The following is an 18,932-nucleotide window of genomic DNA, read 5'->3' as shown; positions in this document are numbered from 1 at the left end:
AGCGCAACCCGGACTATTATGCCGGCACGCCCGATGGCGCGATCGACGAGGTCCGCTTCATCGTTACCAATGACGAGGCGACCGTGAAGTCGCTGGCCGCCTCCGGCGAACTCACCATGTCGTCGCAGTTCCAGTCGCCCGAGACCTATGCGGCGCTCGTCGACATGGGGCGCTTCAACGTCGTCAGCCAGGACACCGCGACTGCGTTCTATCTGAAACTCAACACCCAGGTCGCGCCGACCGATGACGTGCATATCCGCCGCGCACTCGCATGCGCCACCGACTACGAGACGATTCGCGACGTGATCTATCCCGGTGGCGTGCTCTCGACCCCGCTGCCGTCGGCCTTCGCCGAATTTCACGCCGACGACGTTCCGGCGCCGGCCTATGATCTCGAATGCGCCAAGGAAGAGGTGGCCAAGAGCAAGTATGCCGGCCAGCCCATCCCGATCACGCTTGGTTATGTGGCCGGCACCCAGTTCGAGGAAGAGATCAGCCTGCTGATGCAGTCCAATCTCGAGCCCCTCGGCTTTGTCGTCACCCAGCAGGCCGATCCGTGGAACCGCGTCACCGAGATCGCCTCGGACGTCTCCACCACGCCGAACGTCAACCAGGTCTTCTTTGGGCCAACCTATCCGAGCCCGGATTCGATGTTCTTCACCCAGTATCACTCCGATGCGGCCGGTACCTGGGCCTCGATGGAATGGGTCGAAGATCCCGATGTCGACGCGCTGATCGACAAGGCCCGCGGCACCGGTGACGTCGCCGAACAGGCGGAGATCTACAAGGAGCTGCAGCACAAGCTGGTCGACATGCAGCCCGACGTCTTTCTGCTGACCCAGAAGGTGCAGCACGCGATGGACAAGTGCCTGACCGGCTTCAACGCCGTGCCGATGCAGTCCTTCGACTACGACTTCAATCGCTACAGCTGGTCCTGCTGAGCCGATCCTGTCCCGTTCCCGACCCGGCTCCTGAGCCGGGCCGGGGACGGCCTTTCTCCCGCGAGACCTTGAGGCTGCTGCCTTGGAATTCCTGATTTTCCTGATCAAGCGCGTGCTTTGGTCGCTGCTGGTGCTGGTCGGCCTGTCGATCGTGATCTTTCTGATCGCGCGCGTCGTCCCCGGCGACCCGGCGCGCATGGCGCTCGGCCCCACCGCAACGCCCGATCAGGTCATCGAACTGCGCCAGAAGCTGGGTCTCGATCAGCCGCTGCCGCAGCAGTATCTCAGCTTCGTCACGGGCCTGTCGCGCGGTGATCTGGGGCGCTCGCTGCTCACCGAACGTCCGGTCAACAGCGACATCCAGGCGACCTTCGCCGCCACCTTCGAGCTGGTCCTGACCACCATCATCATCGCCATCGCCATCGGTGTGCCGCTTGGCGTGGCCGCGGCCCGCTTCAAGGACAAATGGCCGGACAATCTCGTGCGCCTGCTGGCCATCCTGTCGGCAGTGACCCCCAGTTTCTTTCTTGCGCTGCTGCTGCAGATTCTTGCCGGCTATGTGCTGCATATCCTGCCCACCAACGGCCGCATGCCCATCGGCATCGACTTCAGTGCCGATATCACCGGGCTAATGGTCGTCGACGGTCTGCTCAAGGGGCGGCTCGATATCGTCTTCACCGCCCTCAAATATCTGCTGCTGCCGAGCCTCGCGCTGGCCGCCGCGACCATGGGGCAGGTGGCCCGTATCACCCGCTCCTCGATGATCGACGTGTCCCGCCAGGACTATGTCGAGGCCAGCCGGGCCTTTGGCGTGCCCGAGCCGATCCGCGTGTTCAAATACATGCTGCGCCCGTCCTTTGTGGCACCGCTGACCATTCTCGGGCTCGAGTTTGCTTCGCTCATAGGCAATGCCTTCGTGGTCGAGCTGGTGTTTTCCTGGCCCGGCATGGCGGCCTATGGCATCCGCACCATCCTGCAAAAGGACCTCAACGCCGTGATGGGCGTGGTCATGGTGTCGGGCGTCTTCTTCGTCACCGTCAATCTGCTGATCGATGTGCTCGTCGGTCTGGTCGATCCCCGCGTCCGCATCCGGGGGAGCCGCACATGAGCGAGTTCACCACCATCGACACCGAGACGCCGCCGCGCCGGCTCTCCAACGCCTACCAGAACTGGTACCGCTTCTCGCGTAATCCGACGGCGGTGATTGGTGCCTCGATCGTCCTGATCGTCGTCTTCGCCGCGATCTTCGCGCCGCTGCTGGCGCCCTATCCCGAGCATGTCGGGGCCGTCGTCAACTTTCGCGCCCGCCACCTGCCGCCATCCTTCGAGCACTGGTTCGGCACCGACAATGTGGGGCGCGATATCTTTTCGCGCGTGCTGTTCGGCTATCGCATCTCGCTGCTGCTGGCCGTCGTCGTGCTCGGTCTCGCGGTGCCCTTCGGCACGCTGCTGGGGCTGCTTGCCGGCTATTTCGGCGGCTGGGTCGAGATCGTCATCATGCGCACGACCGATATCGCGCTGGCCATTCCGCCGCTGGTGATGGCGCTCGCCGTCACAGCCGTGCTGACCCCCAGCCTCGTCAATTCCATGCTGGCAATTGCGGTCCTGTGGTGGACCTGGCACACGCGGCTCATCTACTCGATCACCCGCCAGATCCGCTCGCAGGAATTCATCGAGGCCGCCGAAACGCTCGGCGCCAGCAAGGCGCATATCCTGTTCCGCGAAATCCTGCCCAACTGCGTTTCGGCCATGTCGGTCAAGATCTCGCTTGATGCCGGCTTCGTCATCCTCATCGGCGCCTCGCTGAGCTTCCTCGGTCTCGGCATTCAGCCGCCGACGCCGGACCTCGGCACGATGGTTGCCACCGGCTCGCAGTTCCTGCCCGAACACTGGTGGGAATCGGTGCTGCCCGGCTGCGCCATCCTTTTCGTCGCCCTCGGCTTCAACCTGTTGGGTGATGGCCTGCGCGACCTGTTCGATGTGGAGGACGCCCGATGAGCGAACCCCTGCTGAGCGTGCGCAACCTGTCGGTCGAGTTCACCACCTATGGCCGCACCAATCAGGTGCTGAAGAACGTCTCGCTCGATGTGCCGGCGCATTCGCATGTGGCGCTGGTCGGCGAAAGCGGGTCGGGCAAGTCGGTCACCATGAAGACCATCATGGGCCTGCTCTATTCGCCGCCCGCCAAGGTCACCGCCGGCGAAATCCTCTATGATGGCCGCGACCTGCTGACCATGCCGGAAAAGGAACGCCTGGCGCTGCGTGGCACCTCGATGTCCATGGTGTTCCAGGACCCGATGAGTTCGCTCAATCCGGTGTTCACCATCGGCGATCAGCTGACCACCATTCTCAAGCATGCCGACCGCCGCCTCGGCCGCAAGCGCTCCGGCCGCGAGCGGCTCGCCCGGGTGCACGAGGTGCTGTCGCAGGTGCGCATGCGCGACCCCGAGCGCATCACCGGATCCTATCCGATCATGCTGTCGGGTGGCATGCGCCAGCGCATCCTCATCGCCATGGCGCTGCTCAGCGAGCCGCGGCTGCTGATCGCCGACGAGCCGGGCACCGCCCTAGACGTGACCACCCAGGCGCAAATCCTCAAACTGCTCAAGGACCTCGTCGAAGCCCATGGTCTGGCACTGCTGATGATCACCCACAACCTCGGCGTCGTGCGCGAGACCTCGTCCTATGTCTATGTGATGAACAAGGGCGAGATCGTCGAGCACCGCCCGACCAGCGAGCTCTTCGCCGATCCGCAGCACGCGTATACCCGTTCGCTGATCGCGGCCGTGCCGCGGCTGACCGGCGGCACCCGCTATGGCCATCCGGCGGAGGCGAGCTCATGAACCGCCCCGTGCTGGAAGTCGTCAACCTCAGCAAATTCTTCCCGATCCGCAATGCCTTCGGCCGGCGGACGGGGGAGGTGAGGGCGGTCGACAATGTCTCGTTCTCCATCGAGCGCGGCAAGGTCTATGGGCTGGCCGGCGAGAGCGGCTCGGGCAAGTCGACCATTGCCCGCATGATCATGGGCCTCACCGCGCCGACCAGTGGCGACATCATCGTCAACGGCACCAACATCACCGGCACGACCGGCACCCGCGCCTACGGGCGGCAGGTGCAGATGGTGTTCCAGAATCCCGGCTCCTCGCTCAATCCGCGCCGCACCATCGGCCAGTCGGTGCGCGTGCCGCTCGATGCGCATGGCTATGCCGGTGACCGCGCGGCCCGCGTCGAGGATCTGCTCGAAATGGTGCAGCTGCCGCGCGATTTCGCCGAACGCTACCCGCACGAACTGTCGGGCGGACAGAAGCAGCGCGTCGCCATTGCCCGGGCACTGGCGGCCGAAGCCAAGCTCATCATTCTCGACGAGCCGACCTCGGCGCTCGATGTGTCGGTCCAGGCCCGCGTCATCGACCTCCTGGTCGATCTCGGGCGTGAGCTGGACCTGACCTTCCTCTTCATTTCCCACGACCTCTCGCTGATGCGCAATTTCGCCCAAGAGGTCGGGGTGCTCTATCTCGGTCAGATCGTCGAAACCGGCGAAACTGGCTCGGTCTTCGCCAATCCGCAGCACGATTACACCCGGCTCCTGCTGGCCTCCGTCCCCGTCGTTTCGGCGGAAGAAGAGGCCCTCAGGCCGGTCGTGCCGCTGATCAACGGCGAAATCCCCACCGCAGAACAGCTGCTCGCCATGCGTAAAACCGGCGACAGCGAACACGATCAACAAGGCACAGTACGATGATCAGAATTGGTATCGACGTTGGTGGCACGAACACGGACGCCGTCATCATGGACGGCAAGACGGTTCTCGCCGGCGTCAAGTCGGCGACCACCTCCGATGTGATGAGCGGCGTCGTCAATGCGCTGCGTGCCGTGCTCGACGCCTCCGCGCTCAACCCCGCCGATGTCGACGTGGTGATGATCGGCACCACCCATTTCACCAATGCCGTGGTGCAGCGCAACGACCTAGCGCCGACGGCCGCCGTGCGCCTCGGCCTGCCGGCCACCGCCTCGCTGCCGCCCATGGTCGACTGGCCAGATGACCTGAAACACGCCATCGGCCACAATTACTGGCTGGCCCATGGTGGCCACGAGTTCGACGGCCGCATCATCTCGCCGCTCGATGAAGAAGAGCTGCTCGGCATCGCCGCCGAGATTAAGGCCAAGGGCATCAACTCCATCGCCATCTCCTCGGTGTTCTCGCCGGTGAACGGTGATTTCGAAAAGCAGGCCGGCGAGATCTTCGCCAAGGCACTGCCCGGAGCCCACATCACGCTTTCCAGCGACATCGGCCGCATTGGCCTGTTGGAGCGCGAAAACGCCGCTATCATGAATGCGTGCCTCCGCGATCTGGCGCATAATGTGGTCGAGGCTTTCTCGACCGCCATTCGCGAGATCGGCATCCGCGGCAAGTTCTTCCTGACCCAGAACGACGGCACGCTGATGGAAGCGGCCTTTGCCGAGAAATTCCCGGTGCTCACCTTCGCCTCGGGCCCGACCAATTCTATGCGCGGCGCTGCCTTCCTGTCCGGCGTGGCCGATGCCATCGTCGCCGATATCGGCGGCACTACGACCGACGTGGGCTCTCTGCACAAGGGCTTCCCGCGCCAGGCGACGATCGCCGTTGAGGTCGGTGGTGTGCGCACCAACTTCCGCATGCCGGACGTCTTCTCGGTCGGTCTGGGCGGCGGCACCATGGTTGTCGACGGCCCGTATGGCGTGAAGGTGGGTCCAAAATCGGTCGGCTACCGCATCGTCACCGAGGCGCTGATCTTCGGCGGTTCGACGCTGACGACCTCCGACGTCATGGTCGCCGCGGGCAAGGCCGAGCTCGGCGACGCCAGCAAGGTCGACGATCTCGATCCGGACCTGATCGCCCGCACGCAGGCCGAGATGGCCCGCATGCTGGAAGATTGCGTCGAGCGCTCGCGGCTGTCGCCCGATCCGCTGCCGGTCATCGTCGTGGGCGGTGGCTCGATCCTGGTCGATGGGCCGATTGCCGGCCTCGAGGTGATCAAGCCCAACCACTACGCCGTGGCCAATGCCGTCGGCGCCGCCATCGCGCAGGTGTCGGGTGAGGTCGACCGGGTCTATTCGCTCGCCGAGATCGGGCGCGACGAGGCCCTCGCCGATGCCAAGCGACAGGCCAGCGAGGCTGCCGTCAAGGCCGGCGCCAGTGCCGACAGCATCGAGATCGTCGATGTCGAGGATGTGCCGCTGGCCTATCTGCCGGGCAATGCCACCCGCGTGCGCGTCAAGGCGGTTGGTGAACTGCATGTCGGCTAAAGGTTACAAGCTCACCGAAGCCGACCTGCTGCCGCTGTCGATCGGCGCAGCGCTGCTCGGCACCGGCGGTGGGGGCAATCCCTATATCGGCATGCTGCGCACCCGCGAACTGATGCGGCGCGGCGCCGAGGTCGAGGTGATTCCGCTCGACGCGCTGCCCGACGATGCCTGGGTCAGCGAAGTCGGCGGCATCGGCGCGCCGGTGGTCGGCGTCGAAAAGATCGAGCAGGGCGAGGAATGTCTGCGCGCCATGCGGGCCGTCGAGGAGGTCGCGGGTGTGCGCATGTCGGCGATGATCTCGGCCGAGATCGGCGGCGCCAATTCCATGGAGCCGATCATCGTCGCGGCTCAGGCTGGTCTGCCGGTGATCGACGGTGACGGCATGGGCCGGGCCTTTCCAGAGGTCCAGATGACCAGCTTCTTCATCTATGGCGCCAAGCCATCGCCGGCCGCGATCGCCGACGAGAAGGGCAATGTCGTGATCTTCAAGGACGTGATCGACATGTTCTGGCTGGAAAAATTCGCCCGCGATGTCGCCGTCGACATGGGCGCGGCAGCCGGGCTGGCCATTGCGCCGATGCGCATGGACTTTGTGAGAAAATCCGCCGTGCCGGGCACGGTGACCCTGGCGCTCGACATCGGGCGGGCGCTGCTGGCGGCCCGGGCAAAGCGGCGTAATGTGGTCGAAGAGGTGCTCAAGACCACCGGCGGCACGCTGTTCTTCACCGGCAAGATCACCGACATCCGCCGCGAGCTGAAGGGTGGTTTTTCCCGCGGCGAGGCCAAGCTTTCCGGCACCGGCGACTGGGCCGGGTCGGAGGCGGTGATCGCCATCCAGAACGAGAACCTCGTGCTTTGGGTCGACGGCGTGCCGGTGATCATGGTGCCCGATCTGATCGTCAATCTCGAACTCGAGACCGGCGAGCCGATCACCACCGAAATGCTGCGCTACGGCCAGCGCATCGCCACCATCGGCCTGCCAGTCCACGACCTGATGAAGACGCCCCGGGCGCTCGACATCGTCGGTCCCGCCGCCTTCGGTTATCCCGAACTCACCTTCACCCCGCTGGCTTCTAGCCGCAGCGCCGACTGAACAGGATTTGACCCATGAAGATTTTGCGCAGCATCGAAGCCGCGGATCTTGAAGACATCGCCATCGGTGGCGCCATTCTGGGCACCGGCGGCGGCGGCGACCCCTATATCGGCAAGCTGATGGCGCAGCAGGCCATCAAGGCGCATGGCCCGGTCAAGCTGGTCGATGTCGCAGAACTGCCCGACGACGCGCTGGTGGTGCCCGTGTGCATGATGGGCGCGCCGACGGTGATGACCGAAAAGCTGCCGCAGGGCGACGAACTGATCAACGCCTTCCGCGCGCTGGAACAGCTGCTCGGACGCAAGATCGACGCGGTGCTCTGCGGCGAGGCGGGCGGCGTCAATTCCACCACCCCGTTCGTTGTGGCGGCAATGACCGGCCTGCCGCTGGTCGATGGCGACGGCATGGGCCGCGCCTATCCGGAGCTGCAGATGGTGACCTTCACCATGCATGGCGTCTCCGCGACGCCCATGGTGCTGTGCGACGACAAGGGCAATTCGCTGGTGCTCGACACGGTCTCCAACGCCTGGACCGAGCGGCTGGCCCGCGCCGCCACCGTCGAAATGGGCGGCTCGGCGCTGCTCGCCTTCTATTCCATGGATGGCGCGACGGCGAAAAAGGCCGTGGTGCGCGGCACGCTGAGCCTTTGCGCCCAGCTCGGCGAGACCGCCCGCAAGAACCGCAATGCGCCCCAGGGTCCGGTCAAGGCGATCACCGATCTGCTCAACGCCGAAGTGGTGTTCCACGGGCGCATCAAGGACGTCGACCGCAAGACCGTCGGCGGCTTTGCCCGCGGCACGGCCAGCTTCGAGGGCGTCGAGGAGTGGAAAGACCATACGTTCAAGCTCGAGTTCCAGAACGAGTTCCTGATGGCCGAGCGGGACGGGGAGGTGCTGGTTACGACCCCGGACATGATCACCGTTCTCGATGCCGAAACCGGCATGCCGGTGACTGCCGACAGCCTGCGCTACGGCCTGCGCCTCGTGACGCTCGCCTTCTCCGGCCACCCCGAATGGCTGACCGAGGCGGGCATTGCGCTGGTCGGTCCGCGCTACTTCGGCTATGGCGTCGACTACACGCCCTTCGTAGCCAACAGCGCCGACTGAGGGCTCTAAGGGGCGGCAAATATGTCGCCCCCGCGGCGCTTCGTTGCTGGGATTTGCAACAGTCCCGGTAGTATTCTCGCGAGGCGCCTTCAAATCACCGGCATCCTGCGATAAATGCCGGTGATGGAGAAAATGCGGAACCGGTTTGTCATTTGGGTGGTCGGCGTCGTTGTGGCGGCGCTGATGCTGACTGATATTCTGCCGGCCTTCGCGCAATCTGCCGTCACCGTGGTCGCGGCACCCATTGCGGCGGAAGAGACGGCAGAGCCCGGACGCCTGCTGCTGGCGCAGAACCAAAAGCCCCGCCGCCGCCGTACGCTGATGGACCTGCTGTTCGGTGATGACGAGGAAGCCGCGCCGCCGCCGCCCGTCGTTGAAAAGCGCGTGGTGCGCAAGCCGCGACGGGCTGCGCCCGCTGCGCCGTCCTTGCCGGCGGTTCCAGAGAAGCCCAAGGTCAACAAGGCAGAAGGCGCCACGCGCCTCGCGGTGTTCGGCGACTCCATGGCGGTCGATGTCGGCAAGGCGCTCGAGCGCTTCTATGCTGAAGACCCCAACATCACCATCATCGGTCAGGGCGTTGGCTCCTCAGGCATCGTGCGTGATGACTTCTTCGACTGGCCCGAGGCCATCGACCAGCGCATCGATGAGGACAGTTTTGATATCGCCGTGATGATCATCGGCATCAACGACCGCCAGAATATCGCCGGCAACAAGCCGCTGACCGATGGCTGGACCGCCGCCTACAAGGCCCGTGTCGCGGGGATCGTCGAAGCCCTGCGTATCGCCAACAAACCGACCATCTGGATCGGGCTGCCGCCCATGTCGCAGCCGAGCTATGGCAAGGCGATGATCCAGATTAACGAGGTGCAGCGCCTCGCGGTGTTCGGCGCCGGGGCCGAGTTCCTCGATATCTACGAGCGCTTCGCCGACGAGGATGGCAAATACACCTCTCGCGGTCCCGATCTCAACGGCGCCCAGGTGCGCATGCGCAAGGATGACGGCATCCATTTTTCCGCCGCAGGTGCCGACAAGCTGGCCTTTTACATCTCGCAGTCGCTGAAAACCTATTATCGCGGCGGCGGTACGGTGGGGATCGAGATCGCCGATCCGCTGCTCGGCACCGACGCCCAGCTGATGCTGCGCCCGCCTTATCAGGGCCTGGGCCAGATGAAGCTGCTGGAGGTCGCCGGCGCCGTGATCTCGCTCACCCACACCACCCATCGCGCCGCCGACCTGATCAGCTCGGACATGTTCTCCCTGACCGCCGAGGACGAGGCCACAGGCGGGTTCGACATCACCCAGATGCTTGAGGCGCCCATCGGGCGTGCCGATGCCTTCGGCGTCGGTATTGCGCCCGAAGCCGAGGAAGAGGACGAGGCGATCGACGCTGCGGCGCTCGCCACGCCTGCGCCAGTCCAGGTGCCGCCGGCCCAGGTCGTGCCCGTCGCCGAGAGCACAGCCCGCTGACCTGCGGCGGTTCTGCCGGACTTTGCCGTTTCGCTTCCCGTTCTCCTCTCAAGACTCCGTTTGACGCACATCAGTGTGCGCTAGGGCGGGGCCATGGGGATAAGTCGGAAACGCGTTGTGGGGCAGGATGTTGAGCGGATGGCCGCGGGTGGTGCTTTCGGAGCTGCCGCAATCGGCCGCGGTCTTGCCGCCTGTTTGTCGCAGAGGTGAACGCCGGCTGAACCGAAAGACGGCTGATCCGATGAATTAAATTGCGCGCAATGTTTTTTTGTCCGGGCCTCTGGTAATGCGGCGGGCAGGGGCGCATATCGGGTGCGACGGCGGTCTCCGCCTCTTATGCACCAAACCAAGGTTCTCCCATGAAAGCGCTCCAGTTCTCCGCCTTCGGCGATCCCGCCGAGGTCCTCTCCCCCGTTGAGGTTCCGACCCCAGAGCCTGGTCCCGGTCAGGTGCGCGTGCGGCTGGTGATGTCGCCCATTCACAACCACGACCTGATGATCGTTGCGGGAAAGTACGGCTACAAGCCCGAGCTGCCGCATGTGCCGGGCACCGAGTCGGTGGGCGTGGTCGAGGCCCTGGGGGAGGGCGTCACCAATCTCAGCGTCGGCCAGCGCGTCACCGGCGGTGCCAACACTTGGGCCGAGAGCTATCTGGTCGAAGCCGCGCGGGCCATTGCCGTGCCCGACAGCATCGACGACGAAACCGCCTGTCAGATGATCTCGATGCCGCTCAGCGCCAAAATGGTGCTGCACCAGTTCGGCGCGAAAGCGGGCGACTGGGTGATCCAGAATGCCGGCAATGGCGCGGTGGCCAAGATGGTGGCGCAGTTCGGCGCCGAGGCCGGGATCAACGTCATCAATCTCGTGCGCCGCGACGAAGGCATTGCCGAGCTCGCCGATGCGGGCATTCAGCACGCGGTTTCCACCGCCTCTGCCGACTGGCGCGACAAGGTCGCGGAGATCACCAAGGGGGCCTCGATCGGCTTCGGCATCGAGAGCATCGGCGGTGAAGCCACCAATGATCTGCTCGACGTCATGGGCGAGAACAGCTTCATGTATTCCTTCGGTTCGCTCACCGGCGCTCCGATGCAGATTTCGGCCTCGAACCTGCTCTTCAAGCAGCAGCGCGTCGAGGGCTTCTGGCTCGGCCGGCTGATGCAGACGGCGGCCCCCGAAGTCACCGGCAAGCTGATCGGCGAAATCGTCACCGCTGCGGCGACCGGAAAGCTGAAGCTGGCCATTGGCGGCAGCTACGGGCTCGAACAGGCCTCCGAAGCGATGACCGCCGCGGTGACCCCGGGCCGCGCCGGCAAGATCGTCCTGACGCGCTGATCTGCCTTGGCCCTGCGCGGGGCCGCGCTTATGCTCGTCTGACGCCGGTACATCGTGCCGGCGTCATTTCTGGGAGGCCCCGCGTGACCACACCTTTCGACTCCTGGCTGTTCTGGGCGCTGCTGGCGGCCGCATTTGCAGCACTCACCGCCATTTTTGCCAAGGTCGGCATCGAGAACGTCAATTCCGACTTCGCGACCTTCATCCGAACCATCGTCATCCTGCTTGCCGCCGGCGGCATCGTGTTCGCCACCGGCCATTGGCAGGATCCGCTGTCCGTGTCGGGACGCACCTGGCTTTTCCTGCTGTTGTCGGGGCTGGCGACCGGCGCCTCCTGGATTTGTTACTTCCGCGCGCTCAAGCTCGGTAATGCCAGTCTGGTCGCCCCCATCGACAAGCTGAGCGTCGTCCTCGTCGCGGTCTTTGCCGCGGTGTTTCTGGGCGAAACCCTGTCGCTGACCAGCTGGCTCGGCGTGGGACTGATCACCGCGGGCGCCGTCGTCGTCGCCTTGGGGAGCTGAGGCCAGCACACCCACTTGGGGGACGCGCCTGGCCATCTCAGCGTCGCAGCGTGAACCGCAGCTGGGTGATCTCCTCCTGCCGCGAGTTCGAAAAGACCTGCACGTCGTCCAGCGGCGTGAACCCAAGTCGCGTAAGGATGGCGGCTGAGGCCGCGTTGTCCGCGGCGCAGGCGCCGAGGAGCGTGGTAATCCCCAGGTCATCGAATGCGAAGCACACGACCCTGCGGGCCGCCTCGCGCCCGAAGCCGCGGCCCCAATCAGCGCGATCGAGCCAGTAGCCGATCTCGCCTGTCCCATCGGCAATGTCGAACAGGTCAATGACCCCGATCATTTTCTTCTCGTGCAGGATGGCGAAGCGATAGGCAGTGCCGTCGCGCCATTCCTCGGCATGCGTCGCGAACCAGGCTGTCATCTTCTGCGCATCCGGCGGCAGGGTGGCGCTGACGAGGTTGCGGGCCACGGCGGGATCGGAGCGGATCTCCAGTGCGCGATAGACGTCATCCGGCATGGTGGGGCGGAGGACGAGGCGTTCGGTCCTGAGGCGGATGGAGCGGTCGGGTGACATGGTATGGTCCCGGTTGAGGGCGCGAGCCTAGCACGCGGCCCGGGCGGCGCGCCGCAACGAAAAAGGGGCGCCCCGCAGGACGCCCCTTGATCTGGTGTTGCCGCCGCTCAGCGGGGCAAGGTGGTGGCGCCCATCAGCCACTGATCGATCGAGCGGGCGCACTGGCGGCCTTCGCGGATGGCCCAGACGACCAGCGACTGGCCGCGCCGCATGTCGCCGCAGCTGAACAGCTTTTCCTTGCTGGTCTTGTACTGCACCGTGTCGGCCAGCACGTTGCCGCGCTTGTCGAGCGCCAGACCGGCGTCGCGGATCATGCCCTCCTGCACCGGGCCCAGAAAGCCCATGGCGAGCAGCACAAGATCGGCTTTCAGCGTGAACTCCGTGCCTGGGATCGGCTGGAAGCGGGCGTCGGCCCGGGCGCAGTTGAGCCCGGTCACCTTGCCGTCCTTGCCCTCGAAGCTGACGCTGGCGACGGCGAAGTCGCGCTCGACGCCTTCTTCATGCGAGGACGAGGTCCTGAGCTTCAGCGGCCAGTTCGGCCACACCAGTGCCTTGTCTTCCTTTTCGGGCGGCATGGGCATGATCTCGATCTGGGTGACCGATGCCGCGCCCTGGCGGTTCGAGGTGCCGATACAGTCCGAGCCGGTATCGCCGCCGCCGATCACCACCACATGCTTGTCCGTCGCGGTGATCTGCGGGACATTGGCCAGGGGCTCGTCCGAGACGCGGCGGTTCTGCTGGGGCAGGAACTCCATGGCGAAATGCACGCCGTCGAGCTCGCGCCCCGGGATCGGCAGGTCGCGCGGCTTTTCCGCGCCGCCGGCCAGCGCCACGGCGTCATACTTTTCCTGCAACTCGTCGAGGGTGATGTCCTCACCGATATGCACGCCGGTGTGGATGGTCACGCCCTCCGCGGTCATCTGCTCGGCGCGCCGGTCGATATGGTACTTGTCCATCTTGAAGTCGGGGATGCCATAGCGCATCAGGCCACCGATCTTCTGGTTCTTCTCATAAAGGTGCACATCATGGCCGGCGCGGGCCAGCTGCTGCGCACAGGCCATGCCGGCCGGGCCCGAACCGACGACGGCGACGCTCTTGCCGGTCTTGTTCGGGTTGATATGCGGCGTGATCCAGCCTTCTTCCCAGCCCTTGTCGACGATGGCGCATTCGATCGACTTGATGTTCACCGGGGTGTCCGGAATGTTCAGCGTGCAGCTGGCCTCGCACGGGGCAGGGCAGATGCGGCCGGTGAACTCGGGGAAGTTGTTGGTCGAATGAAGGTTCTTCAGCGCCTTCAACCAGTCACCCTTGTAGACGAGGTCGTTCCAGTCCGGGATCTGGTTGTTCACCGGGCAGCCGGAATGGCAGAACGGAATGCCGCAATCCATGCAGCGCGCTGCCTGGTCCCGGACGCCCTGGTCCCCCAGCGGCACGACGAACTCATGATAGTTCTTCAGCCGCTCTTCGACCGGCAGGTAGTCGCGCTCGACGCGATCAATCTCGAGAAAGCCTGTGATCTTGCCCATTGGTCCTACTCCGCCGCTACCTGCTGCTGCGCCGCGGCGCGTTCCTTTTCCATGGCCTCGAGCGCCTTGCGGTACTCGAGCGGCATGACCTTGCGGAACTTGGGCAGATAGCTCTCCCAGTTTTCGAGGATGTGCTGCGCCCGCTCCGAGCCGGTGAAGCTCTTGTGCCGCACGATCAGCTGATACAGCCGCTCGGCATCGTTCTTGCCCATGTCGCTGACGATCTCGACGACGCCAGCCGTCATCAGATCGTTCGACTGGTTGAAGTCGCGCGAATGGATCAGTTCTTCTTCCATGACCGGCTCGAGATCGACCATCGACATGTTGCACCGGGTCTCGAACGTCTCGTCCTCGTCCAGCACATAGGCGATGCCGCCCGACATGCCCGCCGCAAAGTTGCGGCCGGTCTTGCCCAGCACCACAACCACACCACCGGTCATGTATTCGCAGCCGTGGTCGCCGGTGCCTTCGACAACCGCGATGGCGCCGGAGTTGCGCACAGCGAAGCGTTCGCCCGCCACACCGCGGAAGTAGCACTCGCCGGTGATCGCGCCATACAGCGCCGTATTGCCGATGATGATCGACTCTTCGGGCACATAGCCGCGCGCCTCTGGCGGCCGCACGACCAGCCGGGCTCCGGAGAGGCCCTTGCCGACATAGTCATTGGCTTCGCCCACGAGGTCGAAGCTGATGCCATGCGCGGCCCAGGCGCCGAAGGCCTGTCCGGCCGTACCGGTGAGGCTGATGGCGATCGTGTCATCGGGCAGACCCTGATGGCCGTAGCGCTTGGCCACCGCACCGCCGAGCATCGCGCCGACCGAGCGGTCGACCGAGCTGATGGTTTCGGTGATCTTGACCGGCGTGCCGTTTTCAAGCGCCGGCTTGGCCTGCTCGATCAGCCGGCGATCCAGCACGGCGTCGATCGGGTGGTTCTGCGACTCCGAATGCATGATGCCAACACCTTCGGGTGCGAAGGGCTTGTGGAACATCTTCGAGAAGTCGAGGCCGTTGGCCTTCCAGTGGTTGATGGCCTCGGTCTTGTCCAGCATCTGCATCTGGCCGACCATGTCATCGAACTTGGAGTAGCCGAGCGCTGCCATGAGCTCGCGTACCTCTTCGGCGACGAAGAACAGGTAGTTGATCACATGCTCGGGCTTGCCGGTGAACCGGGCGCGCAGCACCGGGTCCTGCGTGGCAATGCCGACAGGGCAGGTGTTGAGATGACACTTGCGCATCATGATGCAGCCTGAAGCGATCAGCGGCGCCGTCGCGAGGCCGAATTCATCGGCGCCGAGCAGGGCGCCGACCACCACGTCGCGACCTGTCCTGAGGCCACCATCGACCTGAACGGCGATGCGGCTGCGCAGGCGATTGCGCACCAGCGTCTGCTGCGTTTCGGCCAGACCCATTTCCCACGGGCTGCCGGCATGCTTGAGCGAGGTCAGCGGGCTCGCACCCGTGCCGCCCTCGAAGCCGGAGATCGTCACATGGTCGGCGCGCGCCTTGGCAACGCCCGCCGCAACCGTGCCGACACCGACTTCGGACACCAGCTTGACCGACACCTGACCTTCGGGATTGACGTTCTTCAAATCGAAGATCAGCTGCGCCAGATCCTCGATCGAATAGATGTCATGGTGCGGCGGCGGCGAGATGAGACCCACGCCCTTGGTCGAATGACGCACCCGGGCGATGGTCTCGTTGACCTTGTCGCCTGGCAGCTGGCCACCTTCGCCGGGCTTGGCGCCCTGGGCCATCTTGATCTGCATCATGTCGGAATTGACGAGATATTCGGTGGTCACGCCGAACCGGCCCGACGCGATCTGCTTGATCGCCGAGCGCTTGGAATCGCCGTTCTCCATCGGCGTGAAGCGGTCCACTTCCTCGCCGCCTTCACCGGTGTTCGACTTGCCGCCGATCCGGTTCATGGCGATGGCGAGGTTGGTATGCGCCTCGAGGCTGATCGAGCCATAGCTCATCGCGCCGGTCGAGAACCGCTTGACGATCTCCGCCGCGGGCTCGACCTCGTCCAGCGCGATCGGCTGGCGGCCGTCTTCCTCGGCGCCCTTCAGGCGGAACATCGAGCGGATCGTGACGTAACGGTCCTCGACGTCGTTCACCAGGCGGGCGAACTCGCGATACTTGTCCTGAGCATTGCCGCGGGCGGCATGCTGCAGGTTGGCGACGGTCTCGGAGCGCCAGGCATGGGCTTCGCCGCGCAGCCGGATGGCATAGTCGCCACCGACATCGAGCGAATCCGCCAGCACCGGCGAGTTGGAGAACGCATCGCGGTGCCGCTGCACGGTCTCCTCGGCGATCTCTTCGAGACCAGCGCCCTCGATCGTCGTCGCAGTGCCCGTGAAGTAGGTCGAGACGAACGTGGTGGACAGGCCCACCGCGTCGAAGATCTGCGCGCCGCAATAGCTCTGATAGGTCGAGATGCCCATCTTGGCCGTGACCTTCAGGATGCCCTTTCCGATCGCCTTGATGTAGCGGGAGATGATTTCCTGCTCATCGACCTCGGCCGGCAGATCGTCCTTCATCGCGAGGAGCGTTTCGAACGCCAGATAGGGGTTGATCGCCTCGGCGCCATAGCCCGCGAGTGCGCAGAAATGGTGGATTTCGCGCGCTTCGCCGGTCTCGACCACAAGGCCCACCTTGGTACGAAGGCCCTTGCGGATCAGGTGATGATGAACGCCTGCCGTGGCCAGCAGCGCCGGGATCGCCACCCGGTCGCGGTCCATGGCGCGGTCCGAAAGGATGATGATGTTGTCGCCCGAGTGGACGGCCAGTTCGGCATTGGAGAACAGCCGGTCGAGGGCCGCCTTCATGCCCGCCGGGCCTTCGGCCACCGGATAGGTCATGTCGAGCGTCTTCGAGCGGAACGGGTTGTCATCCATGCCGCCGATGGCGCGGATCTTTTCGAGATCCTCGTTGGTCAGGATCGGCTGACGCACTTCGAGCCGCTGGCGCTTGCCGCCATCCTCGAGGTCGAGCACGTTCGGCCGCGGGCCGATGAACGACACGAGGCTCATCACCAGCTCTTCGCGGATCGAGTCGATCGGCGGGTTGGTGACCTGCGCGAAGTTCTGCTTGAAATAGGTGTAGAGCAGCTTCGAGCGGTCCGACATGGCCGAGATCGGCGTGTCGGTGCCCATCGAGCCGATCGCTTCCTGGCCGGTCGCCGCCATCGGCGTCAGCAGCAGCTTCAGGTCTTCCTGGGTGTAGCCGAAGGCCTGCTGGCGATCGAGCAGCGGCACATCCGAGCTCTGCGGCTCATAGGCGACCGACGGCAGTTCTTCGAGCACCATCTGCGTGCGCGCCAGCCACTTCTTGTAGGGCAGGGCGCTCGCGAGGTCCTTCTTGATCTCCTCGTCCGAGACGATGCGGCCCTGCTTGAGATCGATGAGCAGCATCTTGCCCGGCTGCAACCGCCACTTCTGCTTGATCTTGCTGGCCTCGACCGGCAGCACGCCGGCTTCCGAGGCCATGATGACCTCGTCGTCCTCGGTGACGAAATAGCGGGCCGGACGCAGGCCGTTGCGGTCGAGCGTCGCGCCGATGCTCAAACCATCCGAGAAGCACATGGCGGCAGGGCCGTCCCACGGCTCCATCAGCGCGGCGTGATACTCGTAAAATGCGCGCCGGTCCTCGTCCATCAGCGGGTTGCCCGCCCAGGCTTCGGGGATCAGCATCATCGCCGCATGCGGCAGCGAGTAGCCACCGCGCAGCAGGAATTCGAGCGCATTGTCGAAGCAGGCCGTGTCCGACTGCCCCGGATAGGAGATCGGCCACAGCTTCTGGATATCGGCGCCGAACAGCGGCGATTCAACGGACGCCTGACGCGCCGCCATCCAGTTGACGTTGCCGCGCACGGTGTTGATTTCGCCGTTGTGGCAAACGAGGCGATAGGGATGCGCCAGCCGCCAACTCGGGAAGGTGTTGGTCGAGAACCGCTGATGCACCAGGGCCAGGGCGGACTCGAAATCCGGGTCGTGCAGATCAGCGTAATAGGCGCCCAGCTGCGCGGCGAGGAACATGCCCTTGTAGACCAGCGTGCGGGCGCTCAGCGAGACGACGTAAAAATCGTTCGGCTTGCCTTCGAAGGCCGAGTAGATACGCGCCGACATGACCTTGCGCATGACATAGAGCTTGCGCTCGAAGGCTTCCTCGTCGGCGACGCCATCGCCCATGCCGATCACCACCTGGCGGTGGAACGGCTCGGTCGCGACGATGTCGGGATCCTTGGACAGCGAGGAATTGTCGGACGGCACGTCGCGCCAGCCGATGACCGTATGGCCTTCGTCCTCGATCACCTTGTCGACGACGCGCTGCATCTTCAAACGCAGTTCGGCGTCCTGGGGCATGAAGATGAAGCCCACGGCATACTTGCCGGCCTCGGGCAGCTCCCAGCCGAGCCGGTCGGCTTCGCGCGCGAAGAACTTGTGCGGAATCTGCACCATGATACCGGCGCCGTCGCCCATCAACGGGTCGGCACCCACGGCACCGCGATGCTCGAGATTCTCGAGAATCCTCAGGCCAGACTGGACGATTCGCTGGCTCGCGACATTCTTCATGTTCACGATGAAGCCGACGCCACAGGCATCGTGCTCGCGCGTCGGGTCATAAAGACCTTCCGCCTCGTGCCGCACGACGCCCGTCGGCAGGTCGTGCCGATAGCCGTCTTTGCGCATGGCGGTATCCGTAACGGTCTGCATCGTCGTTCCGCTCCGTGAGTCAGCCATCTCGCAATCCTCGCCTTACCGTCGTTGGGTCAACCCGGAAATCTCCGGGTGTCGTTCCTTTCGAGCGCCTTCGCTCCCGGCCCGTACCCTAGTGTACGGCTCGAAACCGACGGCGCAAACCATTTCGTGGAGAGCGGCTCTGTATCCAAATGGCCGCTCAGTTGGGCCCCGTGGGACCCGCCCCTCCGTTTCCGCTCTCGACAAGCGGTCAAGCCGGAGCAGCGCGTGAGTGTTACCGGGGAGACCGGGCGCTCACATAATTGGACAGACGTGCTGTCCTATTGAAGCTACATTTGCATAATTCCAAACTGGGAGCAAGCGGCAGCGTGCGACTTTCGAACAACGCCCAAGACGAGG

14 protein-coding genes are annotated in these 18,932 nt (G+C 64.7%); 11 read left to right on the top strand and 3 right to left on the bottom strand.

The window, feature by feature from the left end:
- From ACN0TK_RS13015 to ACN0TK_RS12965, 11 genes are all read left to right on the top strand, one after another.
- On the top strand, positions 1–941 hold a 941-nt coding region (locus tag ACN0TK_RS13015; RefSeq protein ID WP_417309933.1), incomplete at its 5' end, for an ABC transporter substrate-binding protein.
- Between the two features lie 82 nt (positions 942–1,023).
- The gene (locus tag ACN0TK_RS13010; RefSeq protein ID WP_417309932.1) at positions 1,024–2,049 is read left to right on the top strand and encodes an ABC transporter permease; all 1,026 of its coding nucleotides are present in this window, start codon (positions 1,024–1,026) and stop codon (positions 2,047–2,049) included.
- Complete coding sequence (locus ACN0TK_RS13005) at positions 2,046–2,939, top strand: ABC transporter permease (RefSeq protein ID WP_417309931.1); 894 nt, start codon at positions 2,046–2,048, stop codon at positions 2,937–2,939. The genes ACN0TK_RS13010 and ACN0TK_RS13005 overlap by 4 nt, the downstream gene beginning before the upstream one ends.
- Positions 2,936–3,784: an ABC transporter ATP-binding protein gene (locus ACN0TK_RS13000; RefSeq protein WP_417309930.1), complete on the top strand. Its 849-nt coding sequence runs from the start codon at positions 2,936–2,938 to the stop codon at positions 3,782–3,784. The genes ACN0TK_RS13005 and ACN0TK_RS13000 overlap by 4 nt, the downstream gene beginning before the upstream one ends.
- Positions 3,781–4,680 (top strand): ATP-binding cassette domain-containing protein, encoded by a 900-nt coding sequence (locus ACN0TK_RS12995; protein ID WP_417309929.1) that lies wholly within the window; start codon positions 3,781–3,783, stop codon positions 4,678–4,680. The genes ACN0TK_RS13000 and ACN0TK_RS12995 overlap by 4 nt, the downstream gene beginning before the upstream one ends.
- Entirely contained in the window at positions 4,677–6,224 is a 1,548-nt protein-coding gene (locus tag ACN0TK_RS12990; protein WP_417309928.1) for a hydantoinase/oxoprolinase N-terminal domain-containing protein, read from the top strand. The genes ACN0TK_RS12995 and ACN0TK_RS12990 overlap by 4 nt, the downstream gene beginning before the upstream one ends.
- Entirely contained in the window at positions 6,214–7,317 is a 1,104-nt protein-coding gene (locus ACN0TK_RS12985) for a DUF917 domain-containing protein (RefSeq protein WP_417309927.1), read from the top strand. The genes ACN0TK_RS12990 and ACN0TK_RS12985 overlap by 11 nt, the downstream gene beginning before the upstream one ends.
- A gap of 14 nt (positions 7,318–7,331) precedes the next feature.
- The gene (locus tag ACN0TK_RS12980; RefSeq protein ID WP_417309926.1) at positions 7,332–8,423 is read left to right on the top strand and encodes a DUF917 domain-containing protein; all 1,092 of its coding nucleotides are present in this window, start codon (positions 7,332–7,334) and stop codon (positions 8,421–8,423) included.
- Between the two features lie 132 nt (positions 8,424–8,555).
- Positions 8,556–9,890, top strand: a complete 1,335-nt coding sequence (locus ACN0TK_RS12975) for a DUF459 domain-containing protein (protein WP_417309925.1) — start codon at positions 8,556–8,558, stop codon at positions 9,888–9,890.
- A gap of 359 nt (positions 9,891–10,249) precedes the next feature.
- On the top strand, positions 10,250–11,221 hold the full coding sequence (locus ACN0TK_RS12970) for a zinc-binding dehydrogenase (protein ID WP_417309924.1): 972 nt from the start codon (positions 10,250–10,252) through the stop codon (positions 11,219–11,221).
- Between the two features lie 83 nt (positions 11,222–11,304).
- Positions 11,305–11,742 carry an EamA family transporter gene (locus tag ACN0TK_RS12965; protein WP_417309923.1) on the top strand — a complete coding sequence of 146 codons (438 nt, stop codon included), beginning with the start codon at positions 11,305–11,307 and terminating at the stop codon, positions 11,740–11,742.
- Between the two features lie 37 nt (positions 11,743–11,779).
- On the opposite strand, the gene ACN0TK_RS12960 is transcribed toward ACN0TK_RS12965, so the two are convergent.
- The 3 genes from ACN0TK_RS12960 to gltB all read right to left on the bottom strand — a co-directional run bounded on the left by ACN0TK_RS12960 (position 11,780) and on the right by gltB (position 18,524).
- Positions 11,780–12,307 carry a GNAT family N-acetyltransferase gene (locus tag ACN0TK_RS12960; protein ID WP_417309922.1) on the bottom strand — a complete coding sequence of 176 codons (528 nt, stop codon included), beginning with the start codon at positions 12,305–12,307 and terminating at the stop codon, positions 11,780–11,782.
- Positions 12,308–12,414: 107 nt separating this feature from the next.
- Positions 12,415–13,833: a glutamate synthase subunit beta gene (locus tag ACN0TK_RS12955; protein WP_417309921.1), complete on the bottom strand. Its 1,419-nt coding sequence runs from the start codon at positions 13,831–13,833 to the stop codon at positions 12,415–12,417.
- Positions 13,834–13,838: 5 nt separating this feature from the next.
- Entirely contained in the window at positions 13,839–18,524 is a 4,686-nt protein-coding gene (gene gltB, locus ACN0TK_RS12950; RefSeq protein ID WP_417309943.1) for a glutamate synthase large subunit, read from the bottom strand.
- Positions 18,525–18,932: the final 408 nt, after the last annotated feature.

Origin of the sequence: Devosia sp. (assembly GCF_048261455.1) — a bacterium.
In the GTDB taxonomy this organism is placed as follows: Bacteria; Pseudomonadota; Alphaproteobacteria; order Rhizobiales; family Devosiaceae; genus Devosia_A.
Note: the sequence above shows the minus strand (reverse complement) of the source record. Positions and strands in the feature narration are given on the sequence as shown.

Bases quoted from the DNA above. Each gene is read 5' to 3' on its own strand.
- ACN0TK_RS13005 (WP_417309931.1), top strand. From the start codon at position 2,046: ATGAGCGAGTTCACCACCATCGACACCGAGACGCCGCCGCGCCGGCTC.
- ACN0TK_RS13000 (WP_417309930.1), top strand. From the start codon at position 2,936: ATGAGCGAACCCCTGCTGAGCGTGCGCAACCTGTCGGTCGAGTTCACC.
- ACN0TK_RS12995 (WP_417309929.1), top strand. From the start codon at position 3,781: ATGAACCGCCCCGTGCTGGAAGTCGTCAACCTCAGCAAATTCTTCCCG.
- ACN0TK_RS12990 (WP_417309928.1), top strand. From the start codon at position 4,677: ATGATCAGAATTGGTATCGACGTTGGTGGCACGAACACGGACGCCGTC.
- ACN0TK_RS12985 (WP_417309927.1), top strand. From the start codon at position 6,214: ATGTCGGCTAAAGGTTACAAGCTCACCGAAGCCGACCTGCTGCCGCTG.
- ACN0TK_RS12980 (WP_417309926.1), top strand. From the start codon at position 7,332: ATGAAGATTTTGCGCAGCATCGAAGCCGCGGATCTTGAAGACATCGCC.
- ACN0TK_RS12975 (WP_417309925.1), top strand. From the start codon at position 8,556: ATGCGGAACCGGTTTGTCATTTGGGTGGTCGGCGTCGTTGTGGCGGCG.
- ACN0TK_RS12970 (WP_417309924.1), top strand. From the start codon at position 10,250: ATGAAAGCGCTCCAGTTCTCCGCCTTCGGCGATCCCGCCGAGGTCCTC.
- ACN0TK_RS12960 (WP_417309922.1), bottom strand. From the start codon at position 12,307: ATGTCACCCGACCGCTCCATCCGCCTCAGGACCGAACGCCTCGTCCTC.
- ACN0TK_RS12955 (WP_417309921.1), bottom strand. From the start codon at position 13,833: ATGGGCAAGATCACAGGCTTTCTCGAGATTGATCGCGTCGAGCGCGAC.
- gltB (WP_417309943.1), bottom strand. From the start codon at position 18,524: ATGCGCAAAGACGGCTATCGGCACGACCTGCCGACGGGCGTCGTGCGG.